This is a genomic window from uncultured Streptococcus sp., from assembly GCF_963545685.1.
Lineage (GTDB): Bacteria > Bacillota > Bacilli > Lactobacillales > Streptococcaceae > Streptococcus.
Genome location: NZ_CAUUKN010000042.1, coordinates 1 through 12,669, shown reverse-complemented (window position 1 = coordinate 12,669; position 12,669 = coordinate 1). Strand labels below are relative to the sequence as shown.

Sequence of the window (12,669 nt, the reverse complement as noted above, 5' to 3'; positions counted from 1 at the left end):
GTGCTCTTTTCAAAGAGTTTACTGATTTCCAAGAGGATTTCTATGCTAAAATGCAGGCGGGTACAATGCCAACAGCAGAAGAACAAGCAGCTGTTCAAGAATTGGGCCAAAAGGTAGAAGCCAACGCCCTTTTGAAAGAATACTTGACTGCGCAACAAGGTCTGTCTGTTTATTTGAATGATATTGAACGTATCATCTTCAAACCTTTGCAAGATTTGAATAGCTAATAAGAAAGGGTGTGTCAGTTGACAGGCCCTTTTCTGCATTCAAAAGCGATTCTTTAAGGAAGAAACTAGAAATAATAAGGGAGGAAAATGATGACTCGTAAGATTGGAATAATTGGTATGGGAAATGTCGGTGCAGCGGTAGCTCATGGGGCTATTGCTCAGGGCTTAGCCGATAGTTATGTTTTTATTGATGTTAATGAGAGGAAAGTTGAAGCAGATGCCCAGGATTTTAAGGATGCCATGGCAAATCTGGCTAGCTATGCAAACATCATGGTCAATGATTATGAAGCATTGGAAGATGCTGATGTTATCATCTCAGCTCTTGGAAATATTCAACTACAGCACAATGCTGGTGAGGATCGTTTTGCTGAATTTCCATTTACCCGAGAAGCTGTTTATCAGGTTGCTCAGGAACTAAAACAGTTGGATTTTAAAGGGATACTCTTGGTCATCTCAAATCCTGTAGATGCGGTGACAGCTCTCTATCAAGAATTCACAGGTTGGCCCAAGGAACGTGTGATTGGGACAGGGACCTTGCTTGATACGGCTAGAATGAAGACCGCAGTGGGAGAGGTTCTAGCAGTCAATCCCAAATCAGTATCAGGCTACAATCTTGGTGAACATGGGAACTCTCAATTTACAGCCTGGAGTCAAGTTAGAGTCAAAGGTCAAGATATTACAACATTGACGAGTGAAGAGGAGCGTCAAAATCTCTTTATGGCTTCCATGAAGGGTGGCCATAAGGTTTTTTATGGTAAGGGTTATACTTCATACGGTATTGCCAGTGCTGCTCTTCGTTTGGTGGCAATTATCCTTTCTGACGCTCAAGAAGAGGTGGCAGTATCTAGCTATCAAGAAATCTATCAGACTTATCTTGGCTATCCAGTTGTTTTAGGACGTCAAGGGGTGGAAGCTCCTGTTCATTTGTCCTTGTCGGCTGAGGAAAAACATCTTTTGCAGGAGTCTGCTGACTTGATTCGGAACCGTGTTCAAGAGGCAGTTGCCTTCTTGAAGGAAAAGTATGGCAATACAAACGAGTGAATATTTTGACAATTCAGTCTATGGTTGGACTTTCAAATATGGTATAATGAGAACAACTATAAAATTTTTAGGAGTAACCTATGAAACTAGAAACCAAGGCCCAAGGTCTTCATGGCAACTTGCGCATTCCTGGTGACAAGTCAATCAGTCACCGTTCTATCATGTTCGGAAGTCTTGCCAAAGGTGTGACAACTGTTCGTGATATTTTACGAGGTGAGGATGTCCTCTCAACTATGCAGGTCTTCCGTGAGTTGGGTGTAACTATCGAGGATGATGGTGATGTGGTACGCATTCACGGTGTTGGTTTTGATGGTCTCAAGGCTCCTCAAAACAAGTTGGACATGGGGAACTCTGGAACATCGATTCGTTTGATTTCAGGTGTGCTTGCCGGTCAAGATTTTGATGTGGAAATGTTTGGGGATGATTCCCTTTCAAAACGCCCTATGGACCGTGTCACTATTCCTTTACGTCAGATGGGGGTAGAGGTGTCAGGACAGACTGACCGCGATTTGCCACCATTGAAAATGCACGGCAGCAAGTCTCTTAAACCTATCCATTACCAATTGCCAGTGGCCTCTGCTCAGGTTAAGTCTGCCCTTATTTTTGCAGCCCTTCAAGCTGATGGCGAATCTGTCATCATTGAAAAGGAAAAAACACGTAATCATACGGAAGATATGATTCAGCAGTTTGGTGGTCAGCTTCAAGTAGATGGCAAGGAAATTCGTATTTCTGGTGGACAAAGCTTCACTGCCCAAGAAGTCGTGGTTCCAGGAGATATTTCTTCAGCAGCATTTTGGTTGGTAGCAGGACTCGTGGTTCCTAACTCTAAGATTGTCTTGGAAAATGTCGGTATCAATGAGACGCGTACGGGTATCATTGATGTGATCAAAGACATGGGTGGTAAGATAACCCTTTCAGATATTGACCAGGTTGCTAAATCTGCGACCATTACGGTTGAAACTTCAGAACTAAAAGGAACAGAAATTGGCGGTGATATCATTCCACGTTTGATTGATGAACTTCCGATTATCACGCTCTTGGCGACACAAGCTCAGGGCAAGACAGTGATTCGTGATGCTGAAGAGCTCAAGGTCAAAGAAACTGATCGTATTCAGGTGGTAGCAGATGCCTTGAATGCTATGGGTGCTGATATTGTTCCAACTGAGGATGGTATGATTATCACTGGTAAGACAGCTCTTCACGGGGCAGAGGTCAATACCTTTGGTGACCACAGGATTGGTATGATGACAGCCATTGCTGCCCTCTTGGTTCAAGATGGCGAAGTTGACTTGCAACGTGCGGAAGCTATCAATACAAGTTACCCAAGCTTCTTTAGTGATTTGGAAGGATTACTGCATGGCTAAGGTTTTATTGGGTTTTATGGGAGTTGGTAAGAGTTCCGTCGCCCCATACCTGGATGGTCGTTTCGTAGATATGGATCAGGTCATCGAAGAGAAAATCGGAATGTCCATTGCTGATTTTTTTGCCAAAGCAGGCGAAGCAAGCTTTCGTCAGATTGAATCTGAGACTCTGGAAGAACTCCTTCAAGAGGGAGATGATGTGATCATTTCCACTGGTGGTGGTGTCGTTGTGACGGAGCGCAATCGTCAGCTTTTGAAGAAAAATCGTAAGCATAACGTATGGCTTCACGCTTCTTTTGATGTGGTCTATGACCGTATTAAAAAGGATATCAAAAATCAACGCCCCCTCTTTCTCAATCATTCTAAAGAGGAATTCAAGGCCATTTATGATGGTCGAATGGGCCTCTATCAAGGGTTGGCAGATCTGGTTGTCACTGTTGATAACCGGACGCCAGAAGAAGTAGCAAGGTTTATCAAATGTATGTAGGTTATTTGGGCCCTAGTGGGTCGTTTACGCACAATGCAGCCTTAAAGGCATTTCCTGAGGCAAAGTTGGTTTCTCTAGGTACCATTACCGAAGTTATCAAGTCATATGAAGAGGGACGTGTGGATTACGCAGTTATTCCTGTGGAAAATTCCATTGAGGGATCTGTACATGAGAGCTTAGACTATCTCTTCCACCAGGCAGACATTCGTGCCGTGGCAGAGATTGTTCAACCCATCAAGCAACAGTTGATGGCTAGCAAACACCATGCAAGGATTGAGAAAATTTTCTCACATCCACAAGCGATTGCCCAAGGGAAAAAGTACATTAAAGATCATTTTCCACATGCTAAAATTGAGACAACAGCCAGTACAGCCTTTGCGGCTCGCTATGTCGCAGATAATCCTGAGCAACCTTATGCTGCAATCGCTCCGCATGCAGCTGCCAAGGAATACGGTCTTGAAATTTTAGCTAAGGATATTCAGGAAATTGAGAAGAATTATACCCGTTTCTGGGTACTAGGGAATACTGTTCCTGAAATTTCGCTCAATCAGATTGATTGTAAATTAACGTTGGCCTTAACTCTGCCTGACAATATGCCAGGTGCTCTTTACAAGGCCTTATCGACCTTTGCCTGGCGAGGCATTGACTTGACCAAGATTGAAAGCCGTCCTTTAAAGACGGTACTTGGCGAGTACTTTTTCATTATTGATTGTGATTATACAAAGGAAAAGTTGGCTCAGTTCGCTCTTGAAGAGCTAACTGCAGTTGGAATTGGATATAAAATCTTGGGAGCTTACCAAGTCTATCAAATTTAAAGGGAAATCTTATGACCACATCTAACAATGGGCCGTTTACGCATCATGAACGGTTACGTTATAGCTATCTTTTAAAAAATCTTGCCCACCTTAATGGACAGCAGGCTTCGGAATTCAATTATCTACAAGGAAAGTTGGATGCTTATGAAGCGGAGCGTTCCTACGAGAGGTATCAAGGTCAAAGTGCTGACTATCAAGAAGCATGGCGCCAGCCTTATGATAATCGGTCAACTTATTATCAGGCGACTGATTATGAGGATGTCAGCCAGCTAACAGAGGAAGGTCTGCCTGTCTATCGAGAGGAAGCGCCTCAACGAAAACCTAAACAAAAAAAGGTTCAAAGACGAGTAGCACCTGCAGCAACATCGGCACCAAAGTCAAGCCCGCAAGCAGCAAAGAAAACGCGACCTAAGAAAAAAAGAAAGCTCAAGAAAGTTGTGAAACTGGTGCTCAGATGCTTGAGTCTTGGGATTGTGTTCTTAGTGCTAGCAATGGCCTATCAATTTTATAAGGGAACTGACCTTTCTGCTGCTGGTAATAATGGTAAAACCTATCAACCGGCCTTAGTCGAAACTTTTAACGGCAAAGATACCAAGGATGGGGTGAATATCCTTATTTTGGGTTCTGATCAACGAGTCAGCCAAGAATCTACCGATGCCAGAACAGACTCCATTATGGTTGTCAATGTGGGCAATAAGGAAGGCAAAATCAAGATGGTAAGCTTTATGCGAGACACCTTGGTTAATATTAAGGGAGCTTCAGAGACAGACTATTCTCAGGATTTGAAACTCAATACTGCCTTCAATATTGGTGAGCAAAATAACCATCAAGGGGCAGAGCTTATGCGTGAGACGCTCAAGCGGAATTTTGACATTGATATCAAGTACTATGCCATGGTCGACTTTGAAACCTTTGCGACAGGTGTTGATACCCTCTTCCCAGATGGTGTGGAAATCAATGCTAAGTTTGCAACTATTGATGGTAAAAAAGTGTCTTCGGTCCAAGTTCCAGATGATTTGAGAATGGACAAGGATGGGAATGTTCCCAATCAAACCATTAAAGTCGGTAAGCAACAGATGGATGGGCGAACTCTTCTTAATTACGCTCGTTTCCGTAAGGATGATGAAGGGGATTATGGCCGTACCAAGCGCCAACAACAAGTGATGCAAGCTGTTATGAAGCAAGTTAAAAATCCTCTTAGTCTTTTCAAGGGTCCTGAGGCTTTAGGAAAAGTATACTCACTGACTTCAACCAATATGAGCATGACGGATATGTTGGATTTGGGGCTTTCAAATGCTGGCAGTTTCAAGAAGGGCATCAATTCTCAAACCATTCCTTCAGATGGTGATTGGATTGACAGCTATGATTTATATGGTGGTCAAGGAATTGAAATTGATGTTGATAGTTACCAGGATAAATTAAAAGAACTAGGATTTAGATAAGTTAAAACAAAAACAAGCTTGTTCAGAATGAACAGGCTTGTTTTTAGCATTCAGCAGCTACAAGAGCATTATACAAAAGCTTCAGAAAATGATAGAGCAAATATACCATAATAGCAAGCACTAGCAAGAGCTCGGCTAAATAAATTAAATGGATCATCGGATTCACGAGCTTAAGACTTGTGGTAGCTGCCTTAAAAGCATTGACACTATTGACCAAGGGAAAGCTAAAAGCTGCGAAAAGTGGGACAAAACCCTTTTTTACAAGCTTGGCAAAGAGTCCCAAGGCGAAGAAAAAGAAAAGTTGGGAGAAGACAAGCAGGCCGGCTAAGAGGATAGTTTCAGGCCTTTGACCACTCTTGATTGAGCTCGTAATGAGAAGGGCCAATGGAGCCGCTAAAATGGCAAGTATAGGAAGAACTGGCTGGGGAATGGCTAGACGTTTAATTCTCCATAAAATAAGTGGAAAGAGGGCTAGAGTCGCCAGTCCCGTTAGTCCTAGGATAAGCCCCTTGATACTGTTTGGAATACTGGCCGGTACGGTTGCAAGACTAATAGCAGGACCTACATAAACCACGAACCAGCTTGGATAGACCTGTTCTAAGACCAGTGGACGCAGAAAACGCAGACTGAAAAAGATGATATAGGCAATATAAAGTCCAAGGAGCCCTATCCATGCGATACATAGACCAGTTTGAGCTAGTGGAAGGCGACCGACAAAGAGAAAGGCAGCCATAAAGAAGCTGGGAAAGGCCGAAGCTATGACTGGATTGTGCAAGTCTTCTTGAGTTTGTCTATAACCAATGATTAGGCGTCCTAGCACTAGGACAAAGCCAAAAATGGCTATAAGCCAAATACCCTGAGCAATCAGGGTATATTGACTTATTTGATTGGATAAACTAAAGAGGGCAAGTACCAGACTAGATAGGGCCAAGGGAATTTTCTTGAAAAATACCTTCATTGGTCCATAGTCTTTCTAGCTAGCTGCAAGGATATGGCGAAGCTGAACCGCACTCGGAGATACAATTGGAAGGAAGACACCTTCATTCCAACGACGGATAAAGCTTGACTCAGATTCTTTCAAATAGCCACGACCACCACTAGCCTGAAGTTCGAGGAGCAGGCTGTTAGCTACGACATCAACGATATCGATACGCAATTGGAAAAGTTCACGTGGTCTTTCGATAAAGTAGTTAGTATCATTTAGACCTTTAAAGAGTTGGTCTTGAATAGCAAGAAGGTTGTCACGTGTAGCTTCAAATTCGCCACGGAGAACGCTGCGGTTACTGTTTAGACTAGCTTCAACCTCATCAAGAGAACGTTGGGCCAAACCAAAGGCGAGACCAAATTGGAAGCCAAGAAAGTTTGGACGTGTTTTGGCAATGTAGTCGGTACCATTTTTTGAAAGGACCCAATTAGGATCGAGTTTGACATGATTGAAAGTAAGAGAAGCAGTGTTAGCTCCTTGAAGGGAAACAAATTCCAAATCTTCAGAACGGCTAAGACCTTCAGCTTCAGATGGAATTGTGATAATCCAAGGTTGGCTACCATCTTTAAAGTCAGCTGCAAAGAGAGCCGCAAACTTATCTGAACGAAGATTAGTCACCCAAGGTAGACGACCATCGAGATAGTAGTCATCACCTTCTTGACTGAGGGTCACATTCAATTCTTCAATGTCAGACAAGAATTTGACGGCATTTGATAAACCAGTTCCACCAGCACGCTCACCAGTATACAATTCTTTCAACCAAGTTTCACGAGGGTAAGCATTGTCACTCGCTAGGATATAGTCGATGAAAGTACGGTGCCCCCAAGAAATAAAGGAAGCTGTCAAAGAATGTTGTGCCAATTCATTAAGCACATCAACAACTTGAGTAGGTCCACCACCTAGGCCTCCAAACTCAGCAGGTACGCCGATTTTAAAGACATCGTTTTCAGCAATTTTTTCGAGAAGCTGATCCGCAATTGGTCCAGACTCTTGGTCAATATGGTCGGCATTAGTGTCCAACCAAGTAAGGAATTCTTTTGAAAAATGTGACATAGGCTTAGGTCCTCCTCTAGTTTATCAGTTTAGCTTTACATTAAGCGAATTTTTGAAGTTCAGGGTTAATCGGTGTTTGTGCGAGATTGTTAGCGTAGTTACACAAGCTAGCAAGGCTGACACCCAAGATAACGTCAAGGGCATTTTGCGCAGTGTAACCAGCTTCCAAAAAGTCATTGTAGGCTTCGTCACCAACAGCACCTTTGGTATTGATCACAGCAATAGTGAACTTAGCAAGGGTATCAAGTTTTGGATCGTCTTCGATTGGTGTACGGTTACGAAGAGCTTCCAAAAGTTGAGGTGTCATTTGGATTTGCTTGATTGAAAAGGCTGTGTGACCTGCCACACAGAAGGCACAGCCGTTGGTAACAGCAGCTGTAATTTGAACAACCTCACGTTCAGTTGGTGTCAATGAATTGCGACGATTGATTTCACCGACAGTGCGGTAAGTTTCAAGCGCAGTTGGCGCATTAGCAAGGAGACCAATCAAGTTTGGAATGAATCCCCCATTGGCATCTTTGACTGTTTGAAGGACGTCTTTAACTTCTTCTGGTGCAGTTTCGATTGTATGAATGGTAATATCTGGCATGATTATTCTCCTTTAGATAGAAACGACATCTAGCCTAGTTGCTAAGTCGTTTATTTTTTTGTCATGGACCTATGATAGCACCGTTTGACTTTTCTGAAAAATCTATAATATTTATGGCCAGCCATAAATTTGATTTATATGTGCTATAATGGAGGGTAGCAAGTGGCTTTTTAGGAAAACTTAGAGGCCTATCAGAGTAAAGAAAGTTGAATTATGTTAAATAAAAACGATATTGTAGAAGTTGAAATTGTCGATTTGACACATGAAGGAGCGGGTGTCGCTAAGGTGGATGGCTTTGTCTTTTTTGTGGATAATGCCCTACCAGGTGAAGTCATCAAGATGCGCGTGCTTAAGCTCAAGAAAAATATCGGCTTTGGTAAGGTTGAGGAGTATCTGACCCTTTCACCAAACCGTAATCAGGACATTGATGCTACTTATCTTCGTTCAGGGATTGCTGATTTTGGGCATATGACTTACGAGGAGCAGCTTAAGTTCAAGCGTAAACAAGTCGTCGATAACCTCTATAAGACAGCCGGCATCTCGGACCTAGAAGTCGCTGAAACACTAGGTATGGAAACACCTTACGCCTACCGTAATAAAGCGCAGGTGCCCGTACGCCGTGTTAAAGGTCAGCTTGAAACAGGTTTCTACCGCAAGAATTCGCACGACTTGATTCCAATTGAAGATTTCCTCATCCAAGACAAGGAAATTGATAAACTCATTGTCTTTGTCCGTGACCTTCTCCGTCGCTATGATCTCAAACCTTATGATGAGAAGGAGCAGACAGGATTGATTCGTCATTTGGTAGTTCGTCGTGGCCATTATTCAGGTCAGATGATGTTGGTCTTTGTAACGACCAGACCAAAAATTTTCCGTATTGACCAAGTCATTGCTAAGATTAGGGAAGCCTTCCCAAGTGTCGTATCAATCATTCAAAACATCAACGATAAGAATACTAACGCCATCTTTGGTAAGGAGTTTCGCACCCTTTATGGTCAAGACACCATCACAGATAGGATGTTGGGCAATGACTATGAGATTTCTGCCCAGTCTTTCTATCAGGTTAATACCGAGATGGCTGAAAAACTCTATCAAACGGCTATTGACTTCTCAGATTTAAACAGCGACAGCATTGTTATTGATGCCTATTCAGGAATCGGGACAATTGGTTTGTCATTTGCGAAACAGGTCAAGGAAGTTTATGGCGTTGAAGTCATCGAAACAGCCGTTGAAGATGCCAAGAAAAATGCAGAACGAAACGGCATTACAAACGCTCACTATGTGGCTGACTCCGCTGAAAATGCCATGGCCAAGTGGAGCAAGGATGGCATCAAACCAGACGTCATCATTGTGGATCCACCACGCAAGGGCTTGACGGAAAGCTTCATCAAAGCCAGCGTCGCCATGCAAGCTGAGAAGATAACTTACGTCTCATGTAACCCAGCAACCATGGCGCGTGATATCAAACGCTATCAAGACTTGGGCTATGAATTGAAGAAAATCCAGCCGGTGGACCTATTTCCGCAGACGCATCATGTTGAGTGTGTGAGCTTGTTAGTAAAACGTAGCTAACTTTATATAAAAATAAAGATATTGTTTGATTAAGAGAGCTTTAATGATTATGGTCTAGAGAATAAATGTAAGGGAGTGATTAGGTATAACAATAGTAATAAAAAGAGTACTGGCATCAACTTTAAAAGAAATGGCAGAAAAGAAATCATTATCTAAAATAACAATTAATGATTTAACTCAAGGCTGTGGTGTTAGTCGTCAGACATTCTATAATAACTTTAAAGATATTTATGATTTAGTGGAATGGGTTTATCTGCAAGAAGTAGAAACCTCAATAGGTAGAGGCGTTGTATATGATAAATGGCAAGATGCTCTAACAAGAATTTTCCGATATATTTCGGAGAATCATGTTTTTGTCTTAAATACCTATCGCTCTTTTGGAAAAGGATTTTTAGAAAAAGTACTAAGAAAAGAGATTGAACTATTTTTAAGTAATCAGATTTTCAAGAAAATTGAGGTTACAAAAGAAGAGGCTAAACAAGTAGAGTTTTCTTATTCTTTTTATACATATGCTTTAGTTGGAGTAGGATTAGATTGGATAGAAAAGCAAATGCCTGAAAGTGTTGAAGAACTAGTTGAAAGAATTGAAAAGGTTATGTTGGGAGAGATAATTTCTCTTCTTTAAATAAAGTTTTATCTCTTTTACAATTAAATAAATTTGTAAAAGAGTTAGGCAAAAGTTGAAAATTGTAAATTGTTTTATGGATATTGAAGGTGTATATTAATAGCAATATTAGTATACACTTTTTTTTAGGAGGAGTTTTGATGTATTATTCAAACGGAAATTATGAAGCATTTGCTAAACCGAAAAAACCAGCAGGAGTTGATAAAAAATCGGCTTATTTAGTTGGTTCAGGACTTGCATCCTTATCAGCAGCGGCTTTCTTAGTAAGTGATGGCCAAATGAAAGGAGAAAACATCCACATTTTAGAAGAACTTCCACTGGCAGGAGGAAGCCTAGATGGAATCTTAAATCCAACACGAGGATTCATTATTCGTGGTGGACGTGAAATGGAAGATCACTTTGAATGCCTTTGGGATCTTTTCAGATCTATTCCATCATTAGAGGTAGAGAATGCATCTGTTTTAGATGAGTTCTACTGGCTAAATAAAGAAGATCCTAACTATTCACAATGCCGTGTGATTGAAAACAAAGGACAACGCATTCCAGACGATGGCCAATTCACTTTAAGTGATAAATCAAGTGAAGAAATGGTGAAATTATATATGACATCCGAATCTGAATTGCAAGGGTTAAAAATCACCGATGTATTCAGTGAAGAGTTCTTCGAATCAAACTTCTGGACTTACTGGGCTAGTATGTTTGCGTTTGAAAAATGGCATTCAGCGATTGAAATGCGCCGTTACATCTTACGTTTTATTCACCATATCGATGGTCTGCCTGACTTATCTGCATTGAAATTTACTAAATACAATCAATATGAATCACTCGTTTTACCACTTGTGAACTACTTGAAAAAACATAATGTTCAATTCGAATACGATACAGTTGTTAAAAATGTGATTGTTGAACATGTTGGAAGCGACATAATTGCTAAGGAACTTGTGTTAGAAGTAGGTGGTGTTGTAGAAACACGCAATTTAACAGAAAATGATTTAGTATTCGTGACAAACGGAAGTATTACTGCTGCGACAACATACGGAGATAACAACACTCCAGCTCCAATTTCAAAAGAATTAGGTGGAGCTTGGAGCCTATGGAAAAACTTAGCGAAACAAGATGAACGTTTTGGACATCCTGAAGTATTCTGTGAAAACTTGCCCGACCAAAGTTGGTTCGTTTCAGCTACTACAACTGTGAAAGACAAACGCATCGCTGAATACATTCAAAAAATCTCTAAACGTGACCCTTATGCTGGAAAAGTAGTAACAGGAGGAATCGTAACAGTACGCGACTCAAACTGGATGTTGAGCTACACATTAAACCGTCAACCACACTTCAAAGCCCAAAGTAAAGATGAATTAGTCGTATGGATTTACGGATTATATTCAGGAATTAAAGGGGACTACGTGAAAAAACCAATCGAAGAATGCACAGGGATTGAAATTTCCGAAGAATGGTTATATCACATGGGTGTTCCAGAAGAATTGATTCATGAATTTGCTAGCGAAGGATGCAACACAGTTCCTTGCTACATGCCTTATATCACAAGCTACTTCATGGCGCGTAAAGACGGAGACCGTCCACTTGTTGTTCCAAATGGTTCTAAGAACATTGCCTTCATTGGTAACTTCGCAGAAACTCCTCGCGATACAGTGTTCACAACAGAATATTCTGTTCGTACGGCAATGGAAGCTGTGTATACATTACTCGATATCGATCGTGGTGTGCCGGAAGTATTTGCTTCAGCTTATGATTTACGTGTTCTTACAAAATCAACGAACCGATTGATGGATGGCAAGAAATTAGCCGATGTGAAAGTTCCATTCTTAGTAAAATTATTTGAAAAACGAGCTATGAAAAAAATCAAAGGTACGATGATTGAAGAACTTCTCAAAGATGCAGGATTGATCTAGGTATATTTCCTCAAGTTTATAATTATAAAAAATACAAAATAGATAGTAAAGACGATAGTGAAGGCTGTCGTCTTTTTTTGATGGGAAGCTGACTGAAGAAATTTTGATTTTTATGAGAGATGAGGTTTCAAAAGATGATAATTGGAGAGTTCAAGAAGTATTAGCAAAAGCTTTTGATGAGTTTTGTAAGCAATCAGGCTATGAAAAATCCCTTTCGATTATTGACGAATGGTTACAAAACACTAATCCAAACGTTAGAAGAGCTGTTACAGAGGGACTAAGAATATGGACGAGCAGACCATATTTCAAGGACAATCCAGATGAAGCTATTAAACGAATCGCAACATTAAAAGAAGATTCTAGTGAATATGTTAGAAAATCAGTTGGTAATGCTTTAAGGGATATTAGCAAAAAATTTCCAGAGTTGATTAAAGAAGAACTTGATAGTTGGTACGTTCTAAAGTTTAATTATAAACAACAACTCTATCCCTTTCGTTTTATAATCCCAATTTGTAAAATTAAGCTAGACAGAAAAAGCCATCTATGTTAGGCTCAGATA

The 12,669-nt window shown here is 41.0% G+C and carries 12 protein-coding genes and 1 pseudogene; 10 read left to right on the top strand and 3 right to left on the bottom strand.

The features are described from left to right. The 6 genes from RWZ99_RS07385 to RWZ99_RS07360 form a co-directional block, all read left to right on the top strand. A partial coding sequence (locus RWZ99_RS07385; RefSeq protein WP_314677524.1) for a YlbF family regulator occupies positions 1-227 on the top strand: 227 nt, incomplete at its 5' end. A 90-nt stretch (positions 228-317) separates the two neighbouring features. Further along, positions 318-1,268, top strand: coding sequence for an L-lactate dehydrogenase (locus RWZ99_RS07380; RefSeq protein ID WP_314677522.1), 951 nt, complete (start codon positions 318-320; stop codon positions 1,266-1,268). A gap of 80 nt (positions 1,269-1,348) precedes the next feature. Continuing rightward, the gene (gene aroA / locus RWZ99_RS07375; protein ID WP_314677519.1) at positions 1,349-2,632 is read left to right on the top strand and encodes a 3-phosphoshikimate 1-carboxyvinyltransferase; all 1,284 of its coding nucleotides are present in this window, start codon (positions 1,349-1,351) and stop codon (positions 2,630-2,632) included. Further along, complete coding sequence (locus RWZ99_RS07370) at positions 2,625-3,116, top strand: shikimate kinase (protein ID WP_314677516.1); 492 nt, start codon at positions 2,625-2,627, stop codon at positions 3,114-3,116. Before aroA ends, RWZ99_RS07370 begins: the two co-directional genes overlap by 8 nt. Next, positions 3,107-3,931 carry a prephenate dehydratase gene (gene pheA, locus RWZ99_RS07365; RefSeq protein ID WP_314677514.1) on the top strand — a complete coding sequence of 275 codons (825 nt, stop codon included), beginning with the start codon at positions 3,107-3,109 and terminating at the stop codon, positions 3,929-3,931. The genes RWZ99_RS07370 and pheA overlap by 10 nt, the downstream gene beginning before the upstream one ends. A gap of 11 nt (positions 3,932-3,942) precedes the next feature. Further along, positions 3,943-5,373, top strand: a complete 1,431-nt coding sequence (locus RWZ99_RS07360; protein WP_314677512.1) for an LCP family protein — start codon at positions 3,943-3,945, stop codon at positions 5,371-5,373. 43 nt (positions 5,374-5,416) lie between these two features. Here the strand turns inward: RWZ99_RS07360 and RWZ99_RS07355 are convergent, their stop codons facing one another. Genes RWZ99_RS07355 through RWZ99_RS07345 form a run of 3 tightly spaced genes read right to left on the bottom strand, consistent with a single transcriptional unit; the run spans position 5,417 to position 8,000 of the window. Further along, complete coding sequence (locus RWZ99_RS07355) at positions 5,417-6,331, bottom strand: ethanolamine utilization protein EutJ (RefSeq protein WP_314677510.1); 915 nt, start codon at positions 6,329-6,331, stop codon at positions 5,417-5,419. Positions 6,332-6,346: 15 nt separating this feature from the next. Next, positions 6,347-7,411 carry an acyl-CoA dehydrogenase family protein gene (locus tag RWZ99_RS07350; RefSeq protein ID WP_272132391.1) on the bottom strand — a complete coding sequence of 355 codons (1,065 nt, stop codon included), beginning with the start codon at positions 7,409-7,411 and terminating at the stop codon, positions 6,347-6,349. Positions 7,412-7,451: 40 nt separating this feature from the next. Further along, positions 7,452-8,000, bottom strand: a complete 549-nt coding sequence (locus RWZ99_RS07345; protein ID WP_295496590.1) for a carboxymuconolactone decarboxylase family protein — start codon at positions 7,998-8,000, stop codon at positions 7,452-7,454. A 213-nt stretch (positions 8,001-8,213) separates the two neighbouring features. On the opposite strand from RWZ99_RS07345, the gene rlmD reads away from it, so the two are divergent. From rlmD to RWZ99_RS07325, 4 genes and pseudogenes are all read left to right on the top strand, one after another. Beyond that, positions 8,214-9,572, top strand: a complete 1,359-nt coding sequence (gene rlmD / locus RWZ99_RS07340; protein ID WP_314677503.1) for a 23S rRNA (uracil(1939)-C(5))-methyltransferase RlmD — start codon at positions 8,214-8,216, stop codon at positions 9,570-9,572. 130 nt (positions 9,573-9,702) lie between these two features. Then, the gene (locus tag RWZ99_RS07335; RefSeq protein ID WP_314677500.1) at positions 9,703-10,197 is read left to right on the top strand and encodes a TetR-like C-terminal domain-containing protein; all 495 of its coding nucleotides are present in this window, start codon (positions 9,703-9,705) and stop codon (positions 10,195-10,197) included. Positions 10,198-10,337: 140 nt separating this feature from the next. Next, entirely contained in the window at positions 10,338-12,110 is a 1,773-nt protein-coding gene (locus tag RWZ99_RS07330; protein ID WP_314677496.1) for an oleate hydratase, read from the top strand. Between the two features lie 94 nt (positions 12,111-12,204). Further along, positions 12,205-12,660 (top strand): annotated as a pseudogene (locus RWZ99_RS07325) (DNA alkylation repair protein); the annotation flags it as partial. Positions 12,661-12,669 lie beyond the last annotated feature (9 nt).

What these genes read in the sequence shown, in the direction of transcription:
- RWZ99_RS07380 (WP_314677522.1), top strand. Translation starts at nt 318, where the DNA reads ATGACTCGTAAGATTGGAATAATTGGTATGGGAAATGTCGGTGCAGCG.
- aroA (WP_314677519.1), top strand. Translation starts at nt 1,349, where the DNA reads ATGAAACTAGAAACCAAGGCCCAAGGTCTTCATGGCAACTTGCGCATT.
- RWZ99_RS07370 (WP_314677516.1), top strand. Translation starts at nt 2,625, where the DNA reads ATGGCTAAGGTTTTATTGGGTTTTATGGGAGTTGGTAAGAGTTCCGTC.
- pheA (WP_314677514.1), top strand. Translation starts at nt 3,107, where the DNA reads ATGTATGTAGGTTATTTGGGCCCTAGTGGGTCGTTTACGCACAATGCA.
- RWZ99_RS07360 (WP_314677512.1), top strand. Translation starts at nt 3,943, where the DNA reads ATGACCACATCTAACAATGGGCCGTTTACGCATCATGAACGGTTACGT.
- RWZ99_RS07355 (WP_314677510.1), bottom strand. Translation starts at nt 6,331, where the DNA reads ATGAAGGTATTTTTCAAGAAAATTCCCTTGGCCCTATCTAGTCTGGTA.
- RWZ99_RS07350 (WP_272132391.1), bottom strand. Translation starts at nt 7,411, where the DNA reads ATGTCACATTTTTCAAAAGAATTCCTTACTTGGTTGGACACTAATGCC.
- RWZ99_RS07345 (WP_295496590.1), bottom strand. Translation starts at nt 8,000, where the DNA reads ATGCCAGATATTACCATTCATACAATCGAAACTGCACCAGAAGAAGTT.
- rlmD (WP_314677503.1), top strand. Translation starts at nt 8,214, where the DNA reads ATGTTAAATAAAAACGATATTGTAGAAGTTGAAATTGTCGATTTGACA.
- RWZ99_RS07335 (WP_314677500.1), top strand. Translation starts at nt 9,703, where the DNA reads ATGGCAGAAAAGAAATCATTATCTAAAATAACAATTAATGATTTAACT.
- RWZ99_RS07330 (WP_314677496.1), top strand. Translation starts at nt 10,338, where the DNA reads ATGTATTATTCAAACGGAAATTATGAAGCATTTGCTAAACCGAAAAAA.